Origin of the sequence: Thalassolituus pacificus (assembly GCF_025318105.1) — a bacterium.
Lineage (GTDB): Bacteria > Pseudomonadota > Gammaproteobacteria > Pseudomonadales > Oceanobacteraceae > Venatoribacter > Venatoribacter pacificus.
In genome coordinates, this window is sequence record NZ_JAOANI010000028.1 from 189,689 (window position 1) to 216,386 (window position 26,698).

Consider the following 26,698-nt stretch of genomic DNA (forward strand, 5'->3'; position numbering starts at 1 on the left):
CTACATGAAACGCAATCTTATTATTCTGATTATCGGGCTGTTGCTGGGCGCCTGGATTGGTTCCAACCTGATCCGTGACCGCGATCCTTTTGCAAATCCACTGCAATCGGATGCGCTGGTTGATCGCCTCAAAGACGGTGGTTCTGATTTGTTGGAAGGCAGCAAAGACGTACTGCAGGACGGTATTGATAAGCTGAAAAAGTAAGCGCCACGGCGCAGCGTTAAAGGCTTATCCAGATCTGCCCTTCGCGGATTTCGTGCGCTACGGCGGTTAAACGCTGGCCCTGACAGGGGCCGGCAATGCACTGACCATCTTCAATCAGAAACAACGCACCGTGCATGGCACACTGAATCAGGCAGCCATCGCTGTCGAGAAACTGGTCCGGTAACCATTCCAGGTTAATGCCCAGATGCGGGCATTGATTGTGATACACGAAGAACTGATCGAGCTTGCGCACCACAAAGACCGACTGGCCTTCGAGTTCAAAACCTTTACTCTGTCCTTCCGCAATTGTGTCTGTGTGGCACAATGCCCGCATATTCTTTCCTGCAGCCTGAGTTAATTCCTGCGATGAACACCGCCCTGAAGCGGCGCAAGCATATCCTGCTGTTATGCCTGCTGCTACCACTGATCTTTATTCTGCTGGGCCTGTCCAGCGGCAGTCAAAGCATCGACTGGCTGTTAAACACCGACGTCGGCCAGACCATTCTCTGGCAAATCCGTCTGCCACGGGTGCTGATGGCCTTTCTGGTGGGGGCTTTGCTGGCCTGGGCCGGGGTGTTGATTCAGGGCATGGTGCGTAACCCGCTGGCTGATCCGGGGCTGATCGGTGTATCCGGTGGTGCGGCGGTGGCAGCTGCGCTGTTTGTGGTGCTGCAGGCCGCGGGTCTGGCGCTGCCTTACTGGGCGCAGCCCATCGCTGCGTTTGCCGGTGGTGTGGTGGCGCTGTTGCTGGTGCTGCGTCTGGGATTGCAGGGCAGCTCATTGCATGCCATGAGCTTTCTTATTCTGGCGGGGATTGCGGTCAATGTTCTTGCCAGTGCGCTGATCGGCCTGTTGTCGTATATGGCCAGCGACGATGCGTTGCGTCAGATTACTTTCTGGTCGCTGGGCAGTTTGTCCGGTGCCAACTGGGGTTGGGTCGGGGCGATGAGTGCGGTGCTGCTGGGCGCCGTGATCTTCTGGCCAAAACGTTTACGCAGTCTGGATGCTTTGTTGCTGGGCGAGGTCGAAGCCCGCTCGCTGGGCGTGTCGGTCAGCCGCCTGCAATGGCAGGTGGTGATCTGGGTCGCGCTCTGTGTGGCGCTGGCGGTATCGGCCAGTGGTGTGATTGGCTTTATTGGCCTGATCAGTCCGCACATTGCGCGGCTGTTAACCGGTGCGGCGCATCAGCGGGTATTGCCGCTGGCGGTGGTGTTGGGCGGTTGTCTGCTGGTGGCTGCGGATATGCTGTCGCGGGTGATCGTGGCACCGGCTGAGTTGCCGATTGGCATTGTCACGACTTTGCTGGGAGCGCCCTTGTTTATTGCCCTGATGATCCGTGAGAAGAAGAGGCTGGCATGGTGACGCCGACAACCTTGATTCAGGCGTCGGGCCTGGGGCTGACGCGCGGTGGTGCTGCCATTGTCGATGATGTCGGCTTTTCTCTGGCCGCCGGTGAGCTGGTGATGCTGGTTGGCCCCAACGGGGCGGGTAAATCGACACTGATGAATATGCTGGCCGGATTGTTACGCCCTGATTGTGGCGTTCTGCAATTTGCGGCGGCGGATACCGTCAGCTGGCAACGCAGTGACTGGGCGCAACGGGTGACGCTGGTACCGCAGCTGAGTCCGATGAACTTTCCGCTGTCAGTCAGTGAAGTGGTACAGCTGGGCGGGTTGGCGCACAGCACTTCGGTGGTGGAATTACGCACGCAGGTGCATGAGGCGATGCAGGCCTGGGATGTTCATTATCTGGCCGACCGTGATGTGCGCCTGCTGTCGGGTGGTGAGCAACAGCGTTGCCAGCTGGCGCGCAGCTGGATTCAGGTTAATCAGGCTGATAGTCAGCTGTGGTTGCTGGATGAGCCGCTGAGCGCGCTAGATCTGCGCCATCAGCAGCAATGTATGAGCCAGATACGGCAGCTCACCGCGACGGGTAAGAGCGTGCTGATGGTGGTGCATGATCTGAATCTGGCGCGGCGCTACGCCGACCGGGTGTTATTGCTGTGCTGTGGACGATTGGTCGCCGATGGTCCGGCGCGTGAGGTGTTAACGGCCGGGCAGGTGACGCAGACATTTTGCGTGGAAACGCTGCTGGAAGGCGATTATCTGCACTGGGTTTAGGCGGTTAAGACCGATAAAAAAACGCCCCTCGACTCTGAAAGAGAGAGGGGCAAAGCAACCGTGATTAGCTTGATGAGAGAGATCACCACCCCAACAACTGAATGAGGTGTTGAACACCGCCGCCATCTCTGACGTCGATAAGCAAACAATAATGATTCTCAAAACCGCTGTCAATAATAATTCTCATTTATATTTAAACCCCTGAGCGCCAGGCACAAAAAAGCCGTGACAGAACACTGTCACGGCTTTTGGCTTTACCCGGTTTGCTGCGGTGCTTTTATTCTTTGTCGATCAGCTGTTGATTCATCAGCGTGATGCGACGCGCCAGGTTCTCGATCAGATTCACGGCGGCTTTAGGCTGTGCCTCAATCAGCAGAATAAAGTCATGCTGCGGTACTGCCATAATGGTGCACGGCGTGCGGGCAATCACGGTAGCGCTGCGCGGTTCGCCGGTAAATACGGCCATTGCACCGAACACTTCTTCTTCACCGATGTCGCCGACTTTAACGCCATCGACAAACACATCGGCCTCACCACTGATGATGGTGTACACATGTTCTGCCGGATCGCCTTGCTGAATGATGACATCGCCGGGCTGAATATTCTGGAAGCCTGCGGTTGGCCGCACCTGGGTTTTAAAGGTATCAGCCAGATAGTTCAGCAGCAGTGCATTCTGGCAAACCAGAAAGTGGCTCCAGTAATGTTGACGGCGTTTGTCGGAATACACATGACGCAGGAAGCGGTCACGGTCGATAGGGATCAGTTCTACGTATTCATCGGTACGCAGCACCGGCAGTGGCAGGTCGAAAGAGTGGACGATGCCAATCAGGTCACCTTCATCAAAACCCACCAGATTCTGGCCGTTTTTGCTCAGATGGAGCATGCCGTCCTGGATCAGAAAAAACTGATCGCGATCGAAATGCTCATAAAGATCGTCGACGCTTTCCAGCGTGATGGGAGTGTCACTCAGTTCAAAGCCTTCCAGCAGTAACCGCACCAGATGCGAAATCCGGTTAATTAACTGTTCTATGGTGTCTGATGGTTTACCAACCAAAAACATGCTTTCCCCACATTTTGCCTCTTCGGGCAATCCTGTCATTGATCACCGGAATGTACAGCAAAACCCCGCAGGCTTGAACCAGCTATGTCTGAAATTGCGCAAAAGGTTCAGCCAGATCAAGCGGCGCTTTATAACGGATTAAATGATTGGCCGAGACGGGGCCGGAAATACTCTCACTGCGCCTGATCACGCAGGCGGATACCATGACTCACCGACAACAGAATTTCCTGAGCCGGTAAACTGCTGGGGAAAAAACAGCCACTGATCTTGGCGTCGGCCAGACTGACACCGTCCATACGGCAGCCGCGGAAGTCGATGCCGCGCAGATCGGAGCCACGGAAGTAAGCATCGGTCAGATCCATACCTTTCAGATTAATGTTACGCAGATCCAGACCGCGTAAATCACATCCGCGCAGATCGCAGGTTTTGCCCTCTTCGCGTGCTTTATTAAAGGCTGGCACATTGTCATTGCGCAGCAGCTGATACATCGGGTCCTGACTTATGTTGGGAGTGGGCATAGGGATATTCCTTATTTACGGTAAACTCCGTTCTTTCAAGTATAGATCGCCTTATGATTAACGCTTTTCTGCTGACCAGCAGCTGGACGGACATTCAGGACGCCGACGGCCTGCGCACCGTGCTGACCTTCTGGTGGCACAGCGCGCGTGGCCCTGTGCGTCAGCAGATAGCGCACCCCGCCGTTTGTTTTATTGACCGTGAGCATGCGTCCCGTGCAGCGGATATTGCCCGCACCCTCAACTGGCCGGTGCGTATTGCCGATGTGGCGTTGCAGAGTTTTTCTGCGCAGCCGTCCAGTGCCTGCTATTTACCATCTTCTTACACCTATCGCTGGCGTGATGTATTGCTCGAGCAGGGCATTACTTGTCGCGAAGTCGACATTCGCCCGACTGACCGTTACCTGATGGAGCGCTTTATTTATGGTGCCGCGCGTTTGCCGTCCGGGGTCACGGCCGATGAACAACGACCGTTTCTGCATTTGCAGGAAGGACGGATTCAGAAACCACTGCCGCCACAAGCGCAGCCCGAAAACGACCCTTTGCCGCCTTTTCGTTGTCTGTCACTGGATATAGAAACCTCCTTTCCGCGCCGGGGTGAACCGGACCGGCTGTTTTCCATTGGATTTTATGGCGATGACTGGCAACAGGTGGTGATGATTGACGAAGGCCTGGTTGGCGAGCAATTGGTTGGTGAGGAACTGGTTGGCGATAAACCGGAAAAGCATGACGGACTGGAACTGGTGGCCGACGAGGTCGCGCTGTTGCAGCGTTTTCTGCAATTAATGGCCGACTATGATCCGGACGTGATCATGGGCTGGAACGTCATTCAGTTTGATTTCGATTTTTTGCGGCGCAAATGTGCCGAGCACAACATTCCATTCGCCATTGGCCGCGACGGCAGCGAGCTGAGCTGGCGTGTCAGTGCCAATAATCCCGACCGTATTTTTTTACACATAGCCGGACGCGTGGTGCTGGATGGTATTGATCTGCTGCGCAATGCCACCTGGCAGTTTGAGAGTTTTGCCCTGAATGATGTTGCCCAGTATTTTCTCGGGGACAGCAAGCTGCTGCACGGCGATGACCGTGGTGGCGATATTGAGCATCTGTTCATGCACGATAAAGTCGCATTAGCGGCCTACAACCTGAAAGACTGCGAGCTGGTCTGGCGCATCTTTGAAAAAGCCGACCTGCTGAATTTTACCATCGAACGGGCTCACATGACCGGCCTCAGCATGGACCGTATGGGTGGTTCGGTCGCCGCGTTTGAAAACATGTATTTACCGCGCCTGCACCGCGCGGGGTTTGTGGCACCCAATATCGGCGAAGGCTATCACGCGCAGAAAAGCCCCGGTGGCTATGTAATGGATTCGCGTCCGGGATTATTCGAGCATGTGTTGGTACTGGATTTTAAGAGTCTGTACCCGTCGATTATCCGTACGTTTAAAATTGACCCGATGGGGCTGACCGAAGGCCTGTTGCTGGACGACGACAGCGAACAGGAACAGCGTACCATTCCGGGCTTTTTCGGCGGTCGTTTTCATCAGCAGAAACACATTCTTCCTGACCTGATCCGCATTCTGGGTGAAAAACGCGAGCAGGCAAAAAAAGCCGGTAATAAAGCGCTGAGCCAGGCGATCAAGGTCATTATGGCGTCTTGCTATGGCGTGCTCGGTTCCGATGGTTGCCGTTTTTACGATACCCGTCTGGCCAGCTCAATTACTCTGCGTGGCCATCAGATTATTCAGCAAAGTTCGGCCTGGATTGAACAGCAGGGTTTTGATGTTATTTACGGCGATACCGACTCGGTTTTTGTCTGGCTTAAACGCAGCGTCACCGACGCCGAGGCGGATGACATTGGCCAGCGTTTGGTGCGCGATCTGAATGGCTGGTGGAGCGAGCGCCTGCCTCTGGAATTTGGCACCGAGAGCTTTCTGGAAATGGAATACGAAACCCATTACCGGCGCTTTTTTATGCCCTCTATCCGTGGTGAAGAAACCGGCAGTAAAAAACGTTACGCCGGGCTGATTAAGAACAGCGCCGGTAATGATGAGATGGTATTCAAAGGACTGGAAGCGGTACGTTCTGACTGGACACCGCTGGCGCGTCAGTTTCAGACCGAGCTTTACCGGCGTATTTTTTTACATGAACCGTATCAGGACTGGCTGCGCGAACAGGTACAGAATTTACTCAGCGGCAAGCTGGATCACCTGCTGACGTACCGCAAGCGTCTGCGTCGTCCACTGCCGGCGTATCAGAAAAATATTCCGCCCCATGCACAGGCGGCGGCAAAGCTGGAGCAATGGCTGACGCTGAAAGGTTTGCCATCGCGCTTTGCTGAACGCGGTGGCTGGATTACCTATCGCTGGACGGTGAGCGGGCCAGAGCCGGTGTGGCCGGATGGCAGCAAAGGCGGGACAGTGGATTACCATCATTATCTGGAAAAGCAGCTAAAACCGACGGCCGATGCTATTTTTCATTACACCGACGATGACTTCTCCGCACTGGCCGGGCAGCAGTTGGCGTTGTTCTGAGTTTCTGCTGTACCTTAATGCGGTTTAGCGCGACAGCGTAATTGACTCTAACCGTATTTTATCCGACCGTTGCGCAGAGCAATGGCCAATATCTCTGAGGGGATGATCGTGATCCGGACAATATTAATTAACGCACAAGGACAGATCAGCACGGGTGGTGCGGAACTGATTGAGCTCTGGCAACAACAGCCGGAGAGCCGTATCTGGGTGGACAGTCAACAACCTGACGCCGAGCTGGAACTGGATATCCTGCAGGCGTTTGGCTGTCACCCGTTAGCCATTAAAGATGCCGTGCGGGATCGTCATCCGCCTAAGCTGGAAGAATTTTCGGATCATATATTTATTTTGTACCGCGGCATCGCCGGCTTTGACGCGGGTCTGAACTATACCGGGCAGTCGGTTTCGTTTTTTATCGGCGAGCGTTTTTTATTAACCCGTCATCCGCAGGCGGCGCAGAGTATTGATCGTCTGATGGCGGATAATGGCGGTATTTATCTGCAGCGCAGCCCGGCACAGCTGGCATTGAAAATTATGCACACGTCGGCGGGTATTTATCTGGATAACATTCTCGTGTTTGAAGAACGCCTGGGGGATCTGGAAGATGAGCTGTCGGAAGCCGGCAGTGATGATCATATGCGTGAGCTGATGAACTATAAATCGCGCCTGGTTAAGTTACGCCGGACGTTTAATTATCACAAAAATATCACCGATGAATTGCGCACCGGTGAGTATGCATTTTTCCCTGATGACGAAGCAATGCGCCATGTGATTAACGACCTGCATGATCGTTTTGAGCGTCTGCACAGTCTGGCTCAGATGTTTTATGAGCTGTGTGGTGATCTGGTGGACGGCTATATTTCCATCACTTCACACCAGCTGAACAGCACCATGCGTGTACTGACGGTGATTACTGCGATCTTTGTCCCGCTGAGTTTTATGGCCGGTTTATACGGTATGAATTTTGACTATATGCCGGAACTTAAATTTAAGGATGGCTATTTTATTCTGCTGGGATGTATGGGATTACTGGCCACGGGGTTGATGTGGTTGTTCCGCAAGAAGCGCTGGCTCTGAGCCAGCGCAGCACGTTGGCATTACACCAGGTCGGGCATCAGGCGCACTAATAACACCAACAGACCCAGCCAGAAAACAATACCGAGGGAAAATATCCATAGCGAGATGGTCTGGAATTTTTCTTCGCGCGGTTTAATACCCTTCAGGCGCATGGTGAGCTGGCCGGTAAAGTTGACCGAGGCAATGTTCACCAGTAATAGCGCCAGTGCCCCGTAGGCCGATTCCCAGGCCTGCATACCGGCCATAATGCCCAATGTTACCGTTGGCGGTAATAACGCGACGGCGACCATAACGCCAACCAGCACCGACGAAACCCCGGTGGTAATAGATAGCGCCGCTGCCGCACCGGAGGCGAGAGCCAGGGCCAGACTACTCAGGCCTACGTGGGTACGGCTGAGTAATTCTTCACTGATTGCAATGTCCGGATACAGCCAACCGATAGCCCAGGCAATCGCCAGAGCAATACCAATGCCGGAAAACAGGGTAATCAGTGCTTGTTTGATTTCTTTCACATGGCCCAGAGTGGTCGCCAGCGACAGCGCCAGGTTAGGACCCAGCAGCGGAGCAATCACCATGGCACCAATAATAACGGCGACGTTATTTTCGATCAGGCCAATGGCCGCCACGATGGTGGATAAGATCACCAGCATAATAAAATGCCAGTCGAGGCGGCTTTCCCGACTCAGCTGGTTATACAGGGATTCACGTGTCAGACGGGTTTTTTCCAGACTTTCGTTGGGTAATGCCAGATCCAGCGGGTACACCAATACGCGGAAATTATTTTTGCCTTCCATCAGCTTCTGCAACTGATCCAGTACTTTTTGCGATTTATCGTTACTGAGCAGAATTTTAATCACGGTCTGGTTTTCGCGCTGACCGCTGATCCAGACGTCGCTGACGTCATTGCGCTTAGCCAGACGCAGAATGTCGTCTTCGGTAGAGGCCGGAGCAACGGCTTCGATAATCAGCATAAACAGCTCCCCTGTGGAAAGGCCGGGTAAAAAGGATGTTATCCTAACGTTTTTTATTGATAAACGAATAGGACTTATATCGGCTCAGGGGCAATCATTGCCCATTTGATGCGCATAAAAAATGCCGGGGCGGAAAACCGCACCGGCATTTTTGCTCTGCAGCAGCGGCTCAGAACATATAACCCATACCCAGGTTAAAGCCATCGGCATTACCGGCGTCTTTATTCTGTTGCTGGATGTCCGCTTTAAACACAATGCCTTCAACCGGGTAGTAGTTTACCCCGGCATCGCTCTGGCTGGCGTTCATATCGTCGTTTTGTGACCAGGCACTCTGGCGGCCAAAAAAGCCCCACTGTTCGTTCAGGCGGTAATTCACTTCAACATAGCCACCATCCTGTACGGCTTTTCCGGCGGCATCGGCGGCATCGCCTCCCAGATCCCAGCGCGCGTAAAGTGCTTTGGTGGTGATATCACCCAGTTGATAAATCACATGGGCGCCCACCAGTGTAGCATCGTCGGCATAAGAAATTTCTGCGCTCTGGTCCAGGTCGGGCTGATACTGCGCGTAAGCCGCCAGTTCCAGACCGGCGGTACCGCGATAAACAACGCGCCCGGTCACGGCCAGATCGAAGGCATCGGCAAAAGAACCTTTCTGCTTACCGGATTTCAGGTCAAACGGATCAGCATCGTTGTTGTAGGTTGGGTCATCGGTTTTCAGACCTTCAGAAATCATCAGGTCGTAGCTGATGCCATTATCCAGCTGGTGGGTAATGCTGATACCGGCGGAATACCAGGTGGTCGGAATAATGGTGGTTTCAATCACCGGGCGCTCAACACCGTAAAACGTCGGTGGCTCGTGGGTTTCATTAATCATGCCGACCGGCATCAGCATCACACCGCTGCGGAACTGCATATTGCTCATCAGGTCGAGTTCGACATAGGCCTGTTCAATTTCTACCGCACCACGGGCACCATCGCTGACCAGCGTGTGTTCCACTTCAAATTCAGACACAAAGCGGGCGCGGTCGCTGAAGTCGTAGCCAAAAAACAGCACCATACGGTGTAAATCAATCTGGCGGGTATCGGTGCCATCGACATCCAGATGGTTGTAATGCATTTCGCCATAACCGCCGATATGCACGTTTTTATTTGCCCCGGAAGATTGCTGAGCGGCCACGCTGTCCATACTGTCGGCCATCGCATTCAGGCGTTCGTTCATGCTTTGTTCCAGCTGTTCGATACGCTTCTGCAGCTCGATAATGGTTTGCTGATCATCAGCCTGAACCAGTTGTGTATTGGCCAGTAAGACCGCACCGGCTAACAGGGCGGCGTGTTTTTTCAGGTTGGCTTTCATTGACTATCTGCCCTTATAAAATAATTTAAAAAAATTAATCGCCGTCGGTAAAGTTGATGCCCAGATCAACTTCCAGCCCGTCCGGAATTTCACGTTTAAAATTGCCATCCAACTGCGCCGCCGAGGATTTAAATAACAGGGCATCCTGATTGCTGATGTTTTCCCTTGCGGCTGCAATATTCGAGCGCACAGCACTGACCGCAGCGTCGTAACCGGCGGCAGTCATCAGAGAGAACAGGCTCAGGGTGCTGGCGCTGTTGCCCTGTAAAATTTCTTCAATACTATCGATAGCGGTGGCCATTAGCGGCCAGTTGTAACCACTGCTTTGTGCGGCAACGGTGGCGACATTGCGTTGTTGTAAATAATCGAGAAATTCCTGCGCGCTGGTCAGTAACTGGGTCAGGGCAGGGGTGCCATCATCCAGTTGATTACTGAGAAATAACTCACGGTAAGGTTTACCAGTGGCTTTGTGATTCAGCGTCCAGCCGCTGCGGATGTAATCGGCTTTAACCTGCAGTGCGTTGCTGAGGCCGCTGATAATGTCGCATTTACGTGGCTGGGCCTGATATTCAGCAACAATATCGGTGGTGTTTTTACTGGCATCAGAGGCGCGTTCAAAGATGGCAATTTCCAACGCCAGTAATCCCACGTACTGAAAATTACGGTTATCAAAGTAGCTGCTGTTTAATTCTGTAGTGTTGCCCAGCAGGGTATTGATTTCACTTCTGACCGTGGCGCTGTAGTTATTACCACGCTGGCGCAGGGAGTCGATATAAATGTATGGCGGAAATACCAGATCATCGTCGGCCGGGCCGAAATTTAACGGTAATAAGTGATACCAGCTGTCGGCCAGCGTACGCCATTGTTGTTGCAGAGTCGTCAGTCCGGCGGCATCCGGGGCGCTGCAGAACACTTCAGCCTGATTGGTTAATGCAGCGCTTTGGCTGGCAAAATCATTAACCGCCGGAATAATGCTGTTGTCGGTCAGTTCCTGCAGCGCCTTATCCAGTGATGATTGCGTGACGGTTACCGGGTCATTAACGCGTTCTCCACCGCAGGCGGTTAATAACAATCCGGCAGCAGCAGAAAATACGAGTGAACGAAACAATAAAAAATTCATGGATTGCTCAACTGGTGGTGTTCAGGGTTAAAGAAATCATGTGGTTGTCCCAGTGCATTGCAGAAATCTGCAGCCGCAGGTCGGGCTGTTCCTGCAGCGTTCTGGCATTAATACGGCGCAGCTGGCCGGCGGAATTGGACAACACAAAATAGCGTTGGTCATGGCTTATCGTCAGGCCGCAAACATCGTGAAAAGCGTGATAACCGAGTAATTCATGACGGTCGAGATGCCAGAAAGCGACCAGGTTGCCACGCGGACTGCTGAAGCCGGCAATGCGCTCGCCGTTATGCACGGCAACACTGCCCATGTAGTCGTTAAACTGACTGAGCAGCGGCACGGGGGCTGGCAGCGGCTGCAATGTTTTACCCGGAGAATGGACAGCACCGGGAGCAACAATATGGTTGTCTGCCATGGCGGCACGCTGCACCTGTGTGGCAACGGCGACAGTACCGTCGGCGGCAATATCCAGATGGCGGATACTTGCTTTGGTTTCGGTCAGTGTCTGTTCGTCGAGCAATACACCATCGCTGGCGCGCAGGTAGCTCAGGCTGGAACGCATGGTATCGAGGTTAAGAATTTTACGCCCACTGTCCGGGTGGGTGCGCAGACCGCCGTTGGCGACGACCAGTGTTTTTCCATCGGGCATCATTTTTAATTCGTGCGGGCCAATGCCATGGCTGTCGAACTCCCCCAGCCATTGATAGGTACTGGCATCGCGGACCACGATTTTTCCCAGACCGGAGACAAAATCAGACTCTGTGGTGAACAGCTGCCGGCCATCGGCACTGAAGCAGGCATGACCATGCAGGTGACGGCCGGGCTGACAGGCAAAGCGGGCCGTTACCTCACCACTGAGCAGGTTAACCTCCACGCACTCGGTGCCGGGCTGGCGTGAGACCATCAGCACGGCATCCGGACGCAATGGATGCTGTACTGCGCCATGGCCGCGGAAACCACTGACTGCGGTATGAGCGCTCTGACTGGCATAGCCTGCCTCTGGCTGCACCCACCCCAGGCCGAACTGGCTGGCATCACGTCCCTGGGCGGATACCCAGAATTCCTGCACAGCGGCGGATGTATCCGGTGCTTTATTGCAGGCGCTGAGCAAGCTGGCGGTTGCCGGTGTAAGGCCCAGAGCCAGCAGTGTTTTTAAGGTCTGGCGGCGTTGCTGACCCTGTTTATGCAGGTCAGTCGCCGTTGAAGCTGAAGATCTGGATTTCATATTCATTCCACTTACAGCGATTGTACAAAGCGGATCAGAGCCTTGCGCTCATCGGCCGGCAGATTAACAAAGGTCTGGCGTGCCCCAAGGGCTTCACCGCCGTGCCAGACAATGGCTTCTTCGACTGAGCGGGCGCGGCCATCGTGCAGCAGGGTCGTGCTGCCATTGACCTGTTGGCTCAGGCCCAGTCCCCACAGCGGTGGTGTCCGCCATTCGCGGCCATCGGCGGCGTAGTCCGGGCGGTGGTCGGCCAGTTCTTCGCCCATGTCGTGCAACAGCAGATCACTGTATGGCCAGATAATCTGCTTACTCAGATGAGGGAATTCGCTGCTTTCGCCGGTGACAAACGATGGCTGATGGCAGCCCGCACAGCCGCTCTGATAAAACAGCGAGCGCCCGGCAAGAACGTCCGGATGATCGGCATCCCGGCGTTGTGGCACCGCCAGATTGCGGTTGAAATTGATCACCAGCTGCAGCAGCTTTTGCGGCAGCTCCGTTCCCTGTTGATCATTGCCCTGCTCATCATTGCCCTGTTTATCGTTGCCCTGTTTATCGTTGCCAGTGGCTTGCTGCAAACAGATGGTTTGTGCGTCGGTACAGGGCTGAGCCGGAAACAGCGGGTTACTGATGCCAACGTCGTTGGCAAAGGCACCGGCGACCACCATCGCCATGGTTGGGCGGTTGGCTTTCAGGCCAAAACGGCCGGGTACGGTTTTGTGTTGCTGCACATCCCAGACCTGATTGACCCGGCCGGAAATACCATCCTGATTGCGGTCGTGCTCATCGGCCAGTGCATCAATATCGGCCTGATCAATTAACTCCAGCAAACCCATGCCATGAATCGGCGGCGCGACCCTGAGGCTGAACAGTGTGTGCTCGTGCAGCGGGCCATAACCCAGGTTGCGGATATCGGCTTCGGGCCAGCGCAATTCAATCTGCTGGCCGTCGGGGTAAGTAAACCAGCGGGTCTGCCAATTGAGATAAACGTAGGCTTCCGGTGCGACTTCATCGGCTCTGGCCAGATCGTTCTGACTGCTGCGCAGCTGATGAGAAAGCGCGGTTGACTGGCTTTGCAGCTGATCGCCATACACTGGTTCAGGAATGACACCGGCAAGCGGATCAGACCCCGGCAGGCTCAGACGCAGAAATGCATTAAACAGCGGACTGTTGTTATCGGCCGGAACCGAACCACGGCCGCCGTTAATGTGGCAGGCCAGGCAGGTGCGGGCGTTATACAGCGGGCCCAGACCATCGCGTGCGGTGGTGGCGGTCGGCGCTTTTACCCAGGGTTGGTGCGCCAGCGCTTTACCGGCATAAAAGTCGGCTTTGGCACTAAGGGGTAAATTGGTAACTGGTTTTTCGTAGCTGGCAAAAGGCATGATGGCACTGCTGCCAATGCCTCCGGGCAGGCGTTCGCTGTCGCTTAATGCAGGTACAGCTGACTGTGTTGCTGCCTTTGCGTTATTTGCGGATGGCGCAGCAGGCTGGCAGGCACTCAGGCTCAGTACGGCAGAAAAGACAAAAGCCAGCCGGGTAAAACCCGGCTGGCTGAGCATCAATAATGCGTTCATCGGTTAGTGATTATTCGTCACAGGACGCCAGTGGATCCTGGGTATCACAGGCGGATGCGTCAGGATCAACAACCGAGCCACTGATGCCGAGGGTGGTGGCAACTTCTGCAATCAGTGCCGATTGGGTGTTGAGCGCGGTAATGGTTTTGTAGACCGGGTTATTGGGGTTCTGATTCGCGGTCATAATCAGCACGTCGAAGGGTTCACCGGCACGGGCCTTGGTATCAATGGCGGTGTAGTGGGTTGCGGTGGTGGTCAGTGCCGTTTCAACCCGGGTGGCCAGTTCTGCTTTACCGGCATCGCGCAGGTAATCGTCAATACCATAGCCATTGGTAATGGCACGGGTGGTGACGTTATCGGTACCGTCCAGCGTGCTGTCGTAACCGGCATAGGCACCGTAGTAACTGTTGGCCACGCCTTCTGCATCCAGCCAGATATCACGGTGAGTGTTATCGGAGAAGCAGCTGTGTTCGTCTTCCTGAGAGTTGGCGCTGAAGGCAATCTGCATACGCTCACCGGCCAGTTCGCCTTCAGACAGCGTCCCCATACCGGTCAGAATTTCTGCCAGTTTTTGCTTGGCCTGTGCTTCGCTGGTCACCGTGGTGAAGGCGGTACGGTAAGTGGCATCGGCTTTCCAGCCATCGCGTACGGCTTCGAGATCGGCAATCAGTTTATCCACTGCAACGGCCATAAACTGGTGACGACGGTGGGATGGGACAGACAAATCATAAGTGCTGTTTGTGCCATCAAAACCCGGAACGAAATCGCTCAGCGGACGCTGGCCACCACGCTCAAATGCATAAGATTTCACCGCCGTATCTCGGTCTGTACCGTCGGTGGTGTTGTTATCCTCGTTCAGATCCTGACCCCACAGCATAAATTCGATGGCGTGGTAGCCGGCAATCACATCGTGCTCATCATCGGCGGTGGCGGTATTGGCCAGCAGATCAGCGTTAATGATCACATTGGTGTTGCCAATGATGTTGTCAGTCTGGTTAGCCGCTGCGTGAGCCGCATCAATGGCGCCATTACCCTTAATACCAGCGCTGTTGGCGATAACGCCAATCTGGTCAGTACCAAAGTCGCTGCTGTTGGTTTTGACGTAATCGATCAGGGCTTCACCTAATGGCCAGGCATTGATATCGCCTTCCGGACCGTCTTCGCTGCTGTAGTCTGTTGAGTCAATCGGGCTGTTACGGAAACGATAAACTTCGCTCTGGCCGTAAGGTTCGCGTGCAACCAGCCAGGCTTTCTTAGCGGCTTCCAGGTTGGCGTCCGTCGGATCTGCACGGAAGGTTGCCAGTGCGGCTTTCAGGTCGATGGCGGTATCGACGGCATCACTGTAAACGGCCAGGGCGATATCGGCATTGGTATTCAGAACCTTCTGCACATTTGGCAGGTTGATAACGGAGGAGTCTGAGTCGCTGGATGATCCACCGCAAGCGGTCAACAGTGTGGCGGTGGCGATACAGGCTGCAAGCTGTGTCAGTTTCATGATCGGGTCCTGTTTGAGCAGAAATGAATGGCGGTGACAGTTGTAAGCCGGGCAACACACGTTGGGCTGGCTGTCGCGCATCTGTAAAAAAACGTCAGGGGTCGCAATCTAGTGTAAACGCAAATGATTTGCAACTGTGAAATCATATGTGAGTGATTCGTATTTTATATCCACACTCTCTGTAGTAGCATTGCCGTCTGAATTGTTGCTACCTGGCTGATTGGGTTATGAATAAAGCGTTGTTTTTTCCGTTACATGTATCGCTGGCTGTCGTTGTGTTAGCCATTACCGGTTGTGGTGGCAGCAGCAGTAGCGGCTCTGAGAATCCGGCCTTTGTCAGCAAAGAAGCGCTGGGTGAAAGCCTGTTTCATGACACCCGCCTGTCAGCCAACCGCACTCAGTCCTGTGCGACCTGCCACAACCCCGAGCATGGTTTTGTTGATAACCGCAGTGGCGCAGATGGCAAGGTGAGCCCGGTATCCCGTGGCGATAACGGCACGTCTTTTGGTGATCGCAATGCTCCGACCGCAGCTTATGCGCGCTTCAGTCCGGCGTTCAGTCAGGGCAGCCATACCCGCGCAGCGGAAACCGTGCCGGGCAGTCTGAAGGAATACAGCGGTTATATCGGTGGTCAGTTTCACGATGGCCGCGCCAGTGGTCTGGCACAGCAGGCTGCCGGGCCACCACTGAACCCGATTGAAATGGGCATGGAAAACAAAGCGGCCGTGGTTAACCGGTTGCTGGAAAATAATGACTACACAGAAGCTTTCAGCCAATTGTACGGACTGGATCTGACTGCTGATGCTGATGCCGCCTATGCCGCAATGACCGATGCCATTGCGGCTTTTGAGCGCAGTAATACGTTTGCGCCTTTTGATTCCAAGTATGACCGCTCGTTACTGCCGCTTGGGGATGCCAATCGCTATGTTTACGATGCGCTGGATAAAGCCACGCTGGGCAAGTCACTGTTTTTCAGTCAGTTCACTAACTGTGGCGCCTGTCATCAGTTAAAAGCCAAGGGCCAGCGCGGGGAAACCTTCAGTAATTACGAGTACCACAACATTGGCGTACCGGTGAATGCCGCTGCCCGTGCGCTGAGCGGTGTAACCGGCAGCGATGATGGCCTGCTGGCGAATCCGGACATAACCGACGTTGCGCAGCAGGGAAAATTTAAGGTCCCGACCTTACGTAACGTGGCTGTTACCGGCCCCTATATGCACAACGGCGTGTTTGCTGACCTGACGACGGTGGTACAGTTTTACGATCACTTTAAGACCGGGTCGGATTTTGCGGAAAATCCGGAAACCGGACTGCCATGGGCTGAGCCGGAAATCAGTGCCAATATGAGCAACGACGATTTACAGCAGGCTCGGACTTTATCGGAGACAGAAGTCACCGCACTGGTCTGTTTCCTGCGCACTCTGACCGACGCCCGCTATGAGCATTTGTTACCGGACGATGGCTTGTGTGACTGAGAACCACTGAGCAGATAAACGCAATTCTGCGCCAGCTGTTGTAGGCTGTCTGTGACCGGATTGAGCGACAGGCCCGGATTGAGCGGCAGGCCCGGATTGAGCGACAAGCGGAGGAAGCGTTATGCAGGCGGTTCTTTTTGATATTGATGGTGTCTTGTTATTCAAAGGCGCAGCGCTGCCCGGTGCTGCCGCAACCTTAAACTGGGTGCGGCAGCAGGGCATTCCCCACCGGTTTTTAACCAACACTACGTCAAAGCCCGCCCGCCGTATTGCCGCCGATTTACAGGCCGCCGGTATTGCTGCGCAGGAAGCCGATATTCTTACCCCACCTATTGCCGCGCGGTTGTGGCTGCAGCAACAGCATAAGCAGCGTCTGCATGTGCTGTTACCGCAGGCGGTGTACAGCGAGTTCGGTATGTTTGATCTGAGCGGCGGTGACGATGCCGAGGCGCTGGTGATCGGTGATATGGGTACGGGTTTTACCTTTGAGGTGCTGAATCAGGCGTTCCGGGTGCTGATGGCTGATCCTGATATTCCCTTGCTGGCATTAGGAATGACGCGCTATTTTGCCGCCGCCGATGGGCTGCAGCTGGATGTCGGCCCTTTTGTGAAGGCGCTGGAATACGCGACTGGGCGTGAGGCGCTGGTAATGGGCAAGCCGGCAGTCTCGTTTTTTCAGCAGGCGCTGGCGGCGCTTAATGTTACGGCAGAGCAAACCCTGATGATCGGTGATGACCGACTCGGTGACGTGCTGGGCGCTCAGGCCTGTGGCATTCACGGCGCACTGGTGCGTACCGGCAAATACCGGCCGGGTGACGAAGACGCTGACAGTGCCAGATTGCAGCCGCAATACCTGCTGGATTCTGTGGCCGGTTTACCCGAGCTCTGGCGCAGCCTGTAGCCATCTTCGCGTTAGCCCCTGTGCAGGGTAGAATGCGCGCCTTTTCTTTATTCATCTGCGGATAACAACACCCATGCATTGTAACTCTGTCGCTGACCTGCGCCTGCAGGAACTGGCGAAATCCCGCCGTGCTTTCCTGGCGCGTGGCAGCAAAACCGTGCGTTGTCCGCAGTGTCTGCTGGGCGTCAGCCATTGCATCTGTGCCGAGCGGCCAGAAGTCAGCAGCCGCAGCGCGTTTGTTTTTATCATGTACCAAGGTGAAGTGTTTAAACCGAGCAATACCGGGCGGCTGATTGCCGATGTGGTGGCCGATAATTACGCCTACCAGTGGCAGCGTACGGTTCATAATCCGGAATTACTGGCGCTGCTGCAGGACGAGCGTTATGCCCCCATTGTGGTGTTTCCGCATCAGTATGCGGAGCCCGAACGCTGCATTCATTCCCCGGCGGAATTGCCAACCCTGCAACAGGGAAAAATTCCGTTATTTGTCATGCTTGACGGCACCTGGCGTGAAGCGAAAAAAATGTTCCGCAGCCCCTATCTGCAGACTCTGCCGGTGCTCGGCATTCAGCCGGAAAAAGGGTCGGAATATCAGCTGCGCGAAGCGGCACACCTGCATCAGTTATGCACGGCAGAAGTGGGCATAGAAATATTAAAGCTGGCAGAAGACCATATTGCCGCGCAGGCACTGGCGGAATACTTTTTACTCTTTCGTGAGCGTTATTTAGCCGGTAAAGCCAATATCAATGAGAAGCCACAACGGCAGATGAGTACATTATTCGGGGCAGAGTACGACGGCCGCTGAGTCACTGGTCGGGTGCTTCAGTTGTTACTTTTCCACGGATGCCTGGTGACCATTAAGGCATTGTCCGCCGCTGAAGCAATAGCTGTCATACGGCCAGTACTTATTCTGATAGAGCGCCTGCGTCAGGCTGCCATCGTTGCGCATGGCGGTAAGCGTCTGCTCAACAGGTTTTACCCATTCGGCCTGCATCGCATGGCGGGCAACGTACAAATCCGCACGGGCGGTAAACAACGGCAAAGCCAATTGAATATCGGCGGCATTAATGCCGGCGCTGTACATGGCAAACAGCAATGAATGTTCGGTGCTGGCCATGGCATCCAACCGCCCGGCGAGCAGCATTTTTAACCCCTGTTCGACATCGGTCAGGGCCACACGGGTAATGCCCGGATGATTGTCAAAGGCATCACCATATTTTGAGCCACGGACCTGGCCAATGTTCTGGCCATTAAAATCATCCAGCGAGCGGTATTCTTTACTCCCCGCTTTTACCACAATCACAATACGCTCACTGAGAACGTTACCCAGCGAATGAGCAATACGGTTGGCCTGTGGACTGACAAACATGACGGCAATGTCAGCATCGCCTTTTTCGATATCCTGAATAACCCGAGGATAAGGCTCAAGCACGTTGTTAACGGCAATGTTGGCGCGGCTGAACAGGGTATTCTGAAAATCAATCAGCATGCCTTTGCGGGTTCTGTCAGTATCCGCAAATCCCCAGGGCTTTACCGTCGACGTAGCCAACAGAGGTATGGAGCGCACAGGGGATATTCCATCATCGGCGAAGGTGATTTCTGCAGGAACGATAAAAACCAGGGCGGCACAACAGAGCAGACTGAATATTGGCCGGCAGCGTCTTGATAATAAAAATAACAAGGATGAATTCATCGGCTCAGCTTATCAGAATAACTCGGCTGACAAGAAGCCACGAACGGGGGAAGAAGGGATTTTTCAGGCCAGTATATGATGCGGTGATTAAACATTGCGCTATAGCCGCTCATTTCCGCCGGATGGATTAGGCAATGATAATAATAAAGCCGGCATTCGCCGGCTTTATTGTTTATTGCACGATTAATTAGTGCAGTGATTAAATCAGCTGATACCCAGCGTTGAACGCAGGTGATCATTCAGAAACAGACCTTGTGGGTCCATTTCTTTGCGCACCCGCAGGAAGTCATTAAAACGCTCGTAGCGGGCGGCAAATTCGGCGGCTTTCAGCGTGTGGATTTTCCCCCAGTGCGGACGGCCATCGTATTTCCAGAAGATCGGTTCAATCGCGGCAAAATACTTTTTATAGTCTTTGTCGTGGAAGTTATGGCAGCTGATGGCAAAACCATCACGTTTGTAGAATGGGCTCAGCCACACATCGTCGCCTTTAATGTAGCGGGCTTCGATTGGGAAAATAACCGGAATATTCTGCTTTTTAATGGTTTGCAGAATTTCGCGCAGACACTGCGGGCCAACTTCAGCGGGTACGGTGTATTCCATTTCGTTAAAGCGGATGTCACGCAGATTTCCGAAAATTTCGTGCGATTTACCGTAACGGGTTTCAGGCTCCACACCACCGGCACCAAAATTCACCAGCCAGCTGCGCGCAAATGGCATGTAGTCAATCAGGTTCGACATCATGCGGAACGCTTCATAAGCATCGCCACTGGGCTCTGCCTGGTCGGTTGGGATTTCGGCAGGATCAATTTTGTCGATGGCGATGCCGAGCATGTAGTCACTGTGTGGCAGTGCGTACATTTCGTAATGGCGGTGAGCATCGCGTAATTCTTCCGCACGCTCCAGACCTTCGTCTTCCGACATCATCCAGCTGTGTTCTTTCAGGTAGTAGGCTTTATCGGTGCGGATACGGGCTTTGGTGACAATGCCCAGTGCGCCCAGATTGTTACCGGCGGCATGGAACAGATCACTGTTCTGTTCGGCACTGCATTCCAGCATCTCACCGGCGGCATTGGCAATGCGCAGGGTTTTAACGTGGGTCGACAGCGTGCCGAGTTCTTTACCGGTACCGTGGGTTGAAGTGGCCAGTGCGCCACCAAAGGCCTGAGTATCAATGTCCGACATGTTAATGGTGGATAAACCGTGTTCCCACAGTTTATCGCCGATCTGAGACAGACGTGTACCGGCCCAGACATCGGCTTCCAGGGCGTCGGCGTCGACATTCTCAACACCGCGCAGACGCGCCAGCGACAACAGAGTCTGATCGGTGGGGACCAGCGCGCTGAAACTGTGGCCGGAACCGACGCTGCGGATCGGCTGGGTGGCATTGCGCAGAATGGTCAGCAATTCATCTTCGTTGCGTGGTACCAGGCGTTCATTCGGCTGGCAATGCTGATTACCGGACCAGTTACTCCACGGCAGTACCCGCTTACCGTCTTTACCGATAATACCCGGGTTTTCCTGTGGTTTTACGCTGGAACTGCAGCCGGCGGTGCCAGCGGCCACCAGGCCTGCGCCGGCTGCTTTCAGCAGATTACGGCGGTTAAGTTGAATACGGTCAAAATTCACGGCTATTGCTCCTGTGCCATATAACGGATGATGTCTTCCAGATCTTCGGCACTGCACTCTGCACAGGTCCCCATGGGTGGCATGTTGCCGATACCATTAATCGCGTGATTGACCAGGGTGGTCATACCCTTATCTAACCGCTCATCCCATTCGGAAGTAAATGCTTGTGGTGCGCCGGAGGCGGCGACGGCATGACAGGCCGTGCAATAAATGTCGTACAGCTCTTTGCTGTATTCGTCGGTGGCGTTGGCGCTGCAGGCGATCATTAGCAGCAGACCGGTGCTGAGTTTTTTTATCATTATTTGCCCCTCACAAAATCCTGTTCAGATTATCTAAAACAAAACTATCGTACAAGTATCGTGGCGTACCAAAACACGGCTTTTTACAGTCCTTTACGGTCATACGGTGCCATTGTACGGCGATACAGCAAAAATGACTGGCGCTGAAGCCATACAAAAGACGGTTTAACCTTACCGATTCTGAGTGAATGGCGGGGCTGCAGAATGACTGGAACACGGAGGGCAGGCTGGTGTTGCAAGATGATCGCCGTGCTGTGGCTTTCTGGTTTGGCGGCGGCTCAGGTTTACAGACTCAGGGCTGCAGGCTGGCACCGGTGGTGCGTAACAGGTAGCGCGAAGGTGTCAGTGAAGGCTTTTGCAATGGCAGCCACAGGCGTTGCTGCAGAAACTCATCAATGCGGGTCAGGCGGATGTTCTGCGCCTTTAATGCCGGTAGCTCACGCGCCAGAAACTCCAGTGTTTCCGGGTAGGGGTGACCAATCAGAACAGCATAACCCCGATGCCGGGCCAGGCGCAGCGCTTGTTCAAACTGGCGCTTCAACGCCGCCGGTCGGGTGTCGTTATCAAGGAAGACATCACGCTCCAGTGCCGGAATACCGGCTGCGCGGGCCTGCTCCAGTGCGACGCTTTTGGGGCTGGTCAGGCTGTCGACAAAAAACAGTCCCTGCTGCTGTGCAATCTGCATCACCCAGCGCATCGCATCGGCCTGTTGTGTCAGCAGACTGCCCATATGGTTGTTCATGCCCTGAACATGGGGAATGGCGGCGAGACTATCATTCAGGGTGTGTTGCAGGCTGGCCTGATCCATACCGCTGGTCAGCGCGCCAGGTCCAAGGCGGGCACCCTGTTCGTTGGCCATCGGCGCATGCAGCAGAATGCCATGACCGGCGCTGAATGCTGCTTCGGCCAGTGTTGCGGCGTAAGGGGTGTGGGGCAGAAATGCCAGATTCAGCGGGCCGGGCAAAGCCACAGTACGTTTGCCTGAGCGCTGGTTATTGCCGATGTCGTCGATAATCAGCAATAACGCTGCGCTGTCCGCTGCACTGACACGGTGGGCGGGCAGCAGAGCGGACAGAGCGAACAGGCCGGCCGCAGCCAGCCACGAGAAGCGTTGCAGCAATCAGGCCTCCGGACGGGGACTGAGAATGGTGACGCCGCGCAGCAGGGTATGAGCTTCGTACAGCTGGAAGTCTTTTTTCAGTAGTTCACCACTGGGGTCTGCAGCGGCTTTTGAGCTGTTGGCCGGTGCTTTTTTATCCCCGGTGTTGTTGTCTTTCTGGGTCGGATTGCTCAGGTGGCCAGGCAGGTCGGCTTCTTTATAAAAGCGCTGTTCGTAAGGGGTCACTTCGCTTTGCTCCACCCAGATATCGGGCTTAATCCCCTGTGCCTGAATCGAACGGCCATTGGGCGTGAAGTAGCGCGCGGTGGTCAGTTTAACGGCACGGTCTTCGGTGATCGGCAGTACGCTTTGCACCGACCCCTTACCAAATGACTGGGTGCCAACAATAACTGCACGCTGATGATCCTGCAGCGCCCCGGCCACAATTTCTGACGCTGAGGCAGAGCCACCATTAATTAATACCACCACCGGTACGCTGCCGGCTGCGGTGTGATTGGTGGCGGAGTAACTGACTTCGGCACTCGGGGTGCGGCCTTTGGTGTAGACAATCAGCCCCTGGCTGACGAAGCTGTCGACCACTTCGACGGCCGCATCAAGCACGCCGCCGGGGTTATTACGCAGGTCGAGGATGATGCCGTTCAGGTCGCCTTTGGCGCGCCAGTCTTCAATGGCGGTCGCCAGTTCGCTGCCGGTATGTTCCTGGAATTGCGTAATGCGCACATAGCCAACATCACCGCTGAGCATCTCGGTACGCACACTGGCGACTTTGATTTCCGCGCGGGCGAGGGTAAAGGTCAGCAGTTCTTTTTCATTTTTACGGCGGATTTCCAAGGTGATTTCTGAGCCCGGTGCGCCGCGCATACGTTCGACGGCGTCGTTCAGATTCATGCCCATCACGGCTTCACCATCCAGCGAGACAATTAAATCACCGGCGCGGATACCGGCTTTTTGCGCCGGTGTGTCATCAATTGGGGTGACGACCAGAATCAGACCGTCTTCGAGGCCAACTTCAATGCCTAAGCCGCCGAATTTACCCGAGGTATTTTCCTGCAGATCCGAAAACGCTTCTGGTTGCAGATAGGCAGAATGCGGATCGAGGGAGGTAAGCATGCCGTTGATGGCGTATTCCAGCAGGGTTTTATCGTCGACTTCTTCTACATACGCAGTGCGGATGCGTTCAAAAATTTCGGTGAAATTACGCAGCTCCTGCAATGGCAGCTGACCCTGCGGACGCTGCACCGTCTCACTGGTGCTGGCATCGGGCAGAGCGGCCTCGGCAGGTTGTGCCTGCACCTGAGTAATACCCAGCGCGAGGACGCAGACCGCCGTACAACCAAACCACGGGAAAATACGGCGGGACAGAACAGAAGATAACGGCATGGGGATACTCAATTCAGGTCAATGCGTTGAAGAATGGCACAAAAGTCAGAACCTGTTAAGGCGCGGCAGGAGGCGTTTTTTCATCGTTTCAGCCAGGCGGCCGGGTCTTGCGGCTTGCCCTTATAACGGATCTCAAAATACAGATTCGGTTCCGTGCTGCCGCCACTGCGGCCAATGGTGGCAATGCTGTCGCCCTGATTCACCCAGGCGCCGACATCGCGCAACAATGTCTGGTTGTGGGCGTACAGACTCAGGTAACCCTGGCCATGATCAATAATAGTGATCAGGCCGAAGCCGCGCAGCCAGTCGGAATACACCACCCGGCCGTGATGAATGGCGCGCACTGGCAGACCTTCCGGGGCACTCATCACCCAGCCTTCCCAGCGGTTCATGCTGTCGTTGTTACGGTTGCCGAAGGCGTGCAGCACACGACCATTAACCGGACGCGGCAGTTTTCCTTTGAGGGCGGTAATCGGTCGCGCGTCTTCTTTACGCGGGCTGTTAACCAGCAGTGTCTGTACTTCGCTCAGCAGTGCTTCGAGGCGTTTACGGTCGGCCTGTTTCTGCGCCAGCCGTTGCTGTTCGTTTTTCATCTGGCCGGCGAGTTTAGCCAGCAGCTGCTGCTGTTCCTGCTTACGCGTGGCCATTTCGCGGTTTTTGCCCAGCAGACTTTTCTCGGTGGCCAGCAATTGTTGTTCCTGCTGCGCAATCAGCTCGGCAAGCTTATCCAGCCGTTCAAGTTCGGCCAGAATATGGTGGATATGATCAATGCGGGCGTTATTGAAATAACTGAAGTAGCGCAGCATGCGCTGCGCCTGTTGCGGATCATCCTGATTGAGCAGCAGCTTGAGCGGCCCTTCCGAGCCGATACGCTGTGCGGCCCGTAACTGCTCAGCGAGATGCTGGCGATGTTTGTCCTGTAACTGGCGGAGCTGTCCCTGCTCCTGTCTGAGCTTTTTTAGGCGGTCTTTCTCCTCCTGCAGACGCGTGCGGGTTTGCTCGATCTGCTTGCTCAGCTCAGCAATGTCTTTATCCGATTTGCGCAGCGCGTCGTTCAGTTGGCTGTACTCATCTTTGGCCGAGTTCAGCCACTGCTCGAGCTTGGCAATTTCGGTTTTCAGCGCATCCAGTTTCGCTTCATCGTCGGCGTGCGCCGGCAGGCACAACAGCGCCAGGCAGAAGCCGCTCAGCAACAATGATTTCATATCAGTTGCCGTAGCTGACCAGAGAGTTGCCGTCCATTTCGGCCGGTTGCGGCAAGTCCATCATGCTCAGCAGTGTCGGCGAAACATCGCACAGGCGGCCGGGATGCAGCTGTACCGCTTGCGCGCGGTTATGCACATAAATCAGGTTCACCGGGCCGGTAGTGTGCTGGGTCATAGCTTCACCATTGTCATCCAGCATCTGTTCGGCATTGCCGTGGTCGGCAGTGATCAGGCATTCGCCACCCACTTCCAGCAGGGCATCGGTGACGCGCTTAATGCATTCGTCGATGCATTCGGCGGCTTTAACGGCCGCATCGTAAACGCCGGTATGACCAACCATATCGCCGTTGGCGTAGTTGCAGACAATCAGGTCGAATTCGCGGTTTTTAATGGCAGCGACCAGTTTGTCGGTGACTTCCGGTGCGCTCATTTCCGGCTGCAGATCGTAAGTGGCAACATCGGGAGATTGCACCAGAATACGGGTTTCGCCGGCGTATTCTTCTTCACGGCCACCGGAGAAGAAGAAAGTGACGTGGGCGTATTTTTCGGTTTCGGCAATGCGCAGCTGGGTCAGGCCCAGATTAGCAACGTACTCACCGATGCCGTTGCTCAGTGTGGCTGGCGGGAACGCGCAGTTGGCTTTAATGTCGGCGGCGTATTCGGTCAGCATGACAAAGTCAGCAAGCTTTGGATGTGCGCTGCGGGCAAAGCCTTTGAACTCATCGCCGGAGACAAAGGCGCGGGTCAGTTCACGCGCACGGTCCGGGCGGAAATTAAAGAAGATAACGGAATCGTTATCCTGTACACGGCCGTCGGCACCTTCAATGACGGTGGCTTTCACAAATTCGTCGTTTTCTTCACGGCTATAGGCGTTGGCCAGGGCTTCACTGGCGGAAGCGGCGCGGAATTCGGCGCTGCCCAGAGTCATGGCATCGTAGCCGGCCTGAACGCGTTCCCAGCGGTTGTCGCGGTCCATTGAGAAAAAGCGGCCGATCACCGTGGCGATCTGGCCATTCCCCAGGCGGGCAAAAGTGTCTTCAATCTTTTTGATGGACGGTGCGGCGGAACGCGGTGGCATATCGCGGCCATCAAGAATGGCATGCACATAAGCACGTTCAGCACCGCGGGCTTTGGCCATTTCCAGCAGGGCGACCAGATGATCTTCATGGCTGTGTACGCCGCCGGGTGACAACAGACCGGTAAAATGAACGGCGCCACCGTTAGCGACGGCTTTGTCGATGGCGGCACAGAGTGCTTCGTTCTGCGCCAGTTCGTCGTCTTTGATGGCTTTGTTAATACGGGTGAAGTTCTGGTACACGATGCGTCCGGCACCCAGATTCATATGGCCCACTTCGGAGTTGCCCATCTGGCCGTCGGGCAGACCCACGGCTTCGCCGGAGGTCTGAATCAGTACATTGGGATACTGCTGCAGCAAGCCGTCCCAGTTCGGGGTATTGGCGTTGGCAATGGCGTTGTTGGCGGTGTCTTCACGATAGCCCCAGCCATCGAGAATAATCAGAGCAGTAGGTACAGGACGCGATTTCATTAAAACAGACTCGGTTACGTTGCCATGAAAGTCCGCCATTGTACCTAAAAAACACCGCGTTCGTCGCCCTGTGGGGCAGGCAAAAGTCTTGGCCGGTGATTGATTTTGCCATGCCCGTTAATCGTCACAGCCAGAAGCTGACCCCCTGAGTGGGCAATGGACAGTTTGGGCGGTGGTTCCGCAGGCAGGCAGGCGCTATACTGCCGCCTTCT

At 54.7% G+C, this 26,698-nt stretch carries 24 protein-coding genes; 8 read left to right on the plus strand and 16 right to left on the minus strand.

Going from position 1 to position 26,698, the window contains the following annotated elements; all coding sequences use genetic code 11:
* Positions 1 to 4 precede the first annotated feature (4 nt).
* Positions 5 to 205, plus strand: a complete 201-nt coding sequence (locus NYR02_RS15495; protein ID WP_260977260.1) for a hypothetical protein — start codon at positions 5 to 7, stop codon at positions 203 to 205.
* 16 nt (positions 206 to 221) lie between these two features.
* On the opposite strand, the gene NYR02_RS15500 is transcribed toward NYR02_RS15495, so the two are convergent.
* Positions 222 to 539, minus strand: coding sequence for a Rieske (2Fe-2S) protein (locus tag NYR02_RS15500; RefSeq protein ID WP_260977261.1), 318 nt, complete (start codon positions 537 to 539; stop codon positions 222 to 224).
* 32 nt (positions 540 to 571) lie between these two features.
* Here NYR02_RS15500 and NYR02_RS15505 point away from each other — a divergent pair, with 32 nt between their 5' ends.
* A complete protein-coding gene (locus tag NYR02_RS15505; RefSeq protein WP_260977262.1) occupies positions 572 to 1,567 on the plus strand; it encodes a FecCD family ABC transporter permease in 996 nt (331 codons plus the stop codon).
* Positions 1,561 to 2,325: an ATP-binding cassette domain-containing protein gene (locus NYR02_RS15510; RefSeq protein WP_260977263.1), complete on the plus strand. Its 765-nt coding sequence runs from the start codon at positions 1,561 to 1,563 to the stop codon at positions 2,323 to 2,325. The genes NYR02_RS15505 and NYR02_RS15510 overlap by 7 nt, the downstream gene beginning before the upstream one ends.
* 277 nt (positions 2,326 to 2,602) lie before the next feature.
* Here the strand turns inward: NYR02_RS15510 and NYR02_RS15515 are convergent, their stop codons facing one another.
* Together NYR02_RS15515 and NYR02_RS15520 are read right to left on the minus strand one after the other, a co-directional pair.
* Entirely contained in the window at positions 2,603 to 3,385 is a 783-nt protein-coding gene (locus NYR02_RS15515) for a Crp/Fnr family transcriptional regulator (RefSeq protein ID WP_260977264.1), read from the minus strand.
* Positions 3,386 to 3,558: 173 nt separating this feature from the next.
* On the minus strand, positions 3,559 to 3,903 hold the full coding sequence (locus NYR02_RS15520) for a pentapeptide repeat-containing protein (RefSeq protein WP_260977265.1): 345 nt from the start codon (positions 3,901 to 3,903) through the stop codon (positions 3,559 to 3,561).
* A gap of 53 nt (positions 3,904 to 3,956) precedes the next feature.
* On the opposite strand from NYR02_RS15520, the gene NYR02_RS15525 reads away from it, so the two are divergent.
* A complete protein-coding gene (locus NYR02_RS15525) occupies positions 3,957 to 6,434 on the plus strand; it encodes a DNA polymerase II (RefSeq protein ID WP_260977266.1) in 2,478 nt (825 codons plus the stop codon).
* 102 nt (positions 6,435 to 6,536) lie between these two features.
* On the plus strand, positions 6,537 to 7,508 hold the full coding sequence (locus tag NYR02_RS15530) for a magnesium transporter CorA family protein (RefSeq protein WP_270049663.1): 972 nt from the start codon (positions 6,537 to 6,539) through the stop codon (positions 7,506 to 7,508).
* A gap of 20 nt (positions 7,509 to 7,528) precedes the next feature.
* Here NYR02_RS15530 and NYR02_RS15535 read toward each other — a convergent pair whose 3' ends face one another.
* The 6 genes from NYR02_RS15535 to NYR02_RS15560 form a co-directional block, all read right to left on the minus strand.
* Positions 7,529 to 8,479, minus strand: a complete 951-nt coding sequence (locus NYR02_RS15535; protein ID WP_260977268.1) for a TIGR00341 family protein — start codon at positions 8,477 to 8,479, stop codon at positions 7,529 to 7,531.
* A gap of 169 nt (positions 8,480 to 8,648) precedes the next feature.
* Positions 8,649 to 9,833 (minus strand): OprO/OprP family phosphate-selective porin, encoded by a 1,185-nt coding sequence (locus NYR02_RS15540; RefSeq protein WP_260977269.1) that lies wholly within the window; start codon positions 9,831 to 9,833, stop codon positions 8,649 to 8,651.
* 34 nt (positions 9,834 to 9,867) lie between these two features.
* Complete coding sequence (locus tag NYR02_RS15545) at positions 9,868 to 10,953, minus strand: imelysin family protein (protein WP_260977270.1); 1,086 nt, start codon at positions 10,951 to 10,953, stop codon at positions 9,868 to 9,870.
* A gap of 7 nt (positions 10,954 to 10,960) precedes the next feature.
* A complete protein-coding gene (locus NYR02_RS15550) occupies positions 10,961 to 12,175 on the minus strand; it encodes a DUF1513 domain-containing protein (RefSeq protein ID WP_260977271.1) in 1,215 nt (404 codons plus the stop codon).
* An 11-nt stretch (positions 12,176 to 12,186) separates the two neighbouring features.
* Entirely contained in the window at positions 12,187 to 13,746 is a 1,560-nt protein-coding gene (locus tag NYR02_RS15555) for a di-heme oxidoreductase family protein (RefSeq protein ID WP_260977272.1), read from the minus strand.
* 10 nt (positions 13,747 to 13,756) lie between these two features.
* Positions 13,757 to 15,241 (minus strand): imelysin family protein, encoded by a 1,485-nt coding sequence (locus NYR02_RS15560; RefSeq protein ID WP_260977273.1) that lies wholly within the window; start codon positions 15,239 to 15,241, stop codon positions 13,757 to 13,759.
* Positions 15,242 to 15,468: 227 nt separating this feature from the next.
* Between NYR02_RS15560 and NYR02_RS15565 the strand changes: the two genes are divergently transcribed.
* The 3 genes from NYR02_RS15565 (at position 15,469) to NYR02_RS15575 (ending at position 18,422) form a co-directional block, all read left to right on the plus strand.
* Complete coding sequence (locus tag NYR02_RS15565; protein WP_260977274.1) at positions 15,469 to 16,716, plus strand: cytochrome-c peroxidase; 1,248 nt, start codon at positions 15,469 to 15,471, stop codon at positions 16,714 to 16,716.
* A gap of 121 nt (positions 16,717 to 16,837) precedes the next feature.
* Positions 16,838 to 17,617, plus strand: a complete 780-nt coding sequence (locus NYR02_RS15570) for a TIGR01458 family HAD-type hydrolase (protein WP_260977275.1) — start codon at positions 16,838 to 16,840, stop codon at positions 17,615 to 17,617.
* A gap of 73 nt (positions 17,618 to 17,690) precedes the next feature.
* Entirely contained in the window at positions 17,691 to 18,422 is a 732-nt protein-coding gene (locus NYR02_RS15575; protein ID WP_260977276.1) for a tRNA-uridine aminocarboxypropyltransferase, read from the plus strand.
* A 24-nt stretch (positions 18,423 to 18,446) separates the two neighbouring features.
* Here NYR02_RS15575 and NYR02_RS15580 read toward each other — a convergent pair whose 3' ends face one another.
* From NYR02_RS15580 to gpmI, 7 genes are all read right to left on the minus strand, one after another.
* A complete protein-coding gene (locus NYR02_RS15580) occupies positions 18,447 to 19,184 on the minus strand; it encodes a substrate-binding periplasmic protein (RefSeq protein ID WP_260977277.1) in 738 nt (245 codons plus the stop codon).
* A 330-nt stretch (positions 19,185 to 19,514) separates the two neighbouring features.
* Positions 19,515 to 20,936, minus strand: coding sequence for a D-arabinono-1,4-lactone oxidase (locus NYR02_RS15585; protein WP_260977278.1), 1,422 nt, complete (start codon positions 20,934 to 20,936; stop codon positions 19,515 to 19,517).
* A 2-nt stretch (positions 20,937 to 20,938) separates the two neighbouring features.
* Positions 20,939 to 21,235 carry a c-type cytochrome gene (locus tag NYR02_RS15590; RefSeq protein WP_260977279.1) on the minus strand — a complete coding sequence of 99 codons (297 nt, stop codon included), beginning with the start codon at positions 21,233 to 21,235 and terminating at the stop codon, positions 20,939 to 20,941.
* Between the two features lie 292 nt (positions 21,236 to 21,527).
* Complete coding sequence (locus tag NYR02_RS15595; RefSeq protein WP_260977280.1) at positions 21,528 to 22,355, minus strand: divergent polysaccharide deacetylase family protein; 828 nt, start codon at positions 22,353 to 22,355, stop codon at positions 21,528 to 21,530.
* On the minus strand, positions 22,356 to 23,735 hold the full coding sequence (locus NYR02_RS15600) for a S41 family peptidase (RefSeq protein WP_260977281.1): 1,380 nt from the start codon (positions 23,733 to 23,735) through the stop codon (positions 22,356 to 22,358).
* Between the two features lie 80 nt (positions 23,736 to 23,815).
* Positions 23,816 to 24,940: a murein hydrolase activator EnvC family protein gene (locus tag NYR02_RS15605; RefSeq protein WP_260977282.1), complete on the minus strand. Its 1,125-nt coding sequence runs from the start codon at positions 24,938 to 24,940 to the stop codon at positions 23,816 to 23,818.
* A 1-nt stretch (position 24,941) separates the two neighbouring features.
* Positions 24,942 to 26,486, minus strand: coding sequence for a 2,3-bisphosphoglycerate-independent phosphoglycerate mutase (gene gpmI, locus NYR02_RS15610; RefSeq protein ID WP_260977283.1), 1,545 nt, complete (start codon positions 26,484 to 26,486; stop codon positions 24,942 to 24,944).
* Positions 26,487 to 26,698: the final 212 nt, after the last annotated feature.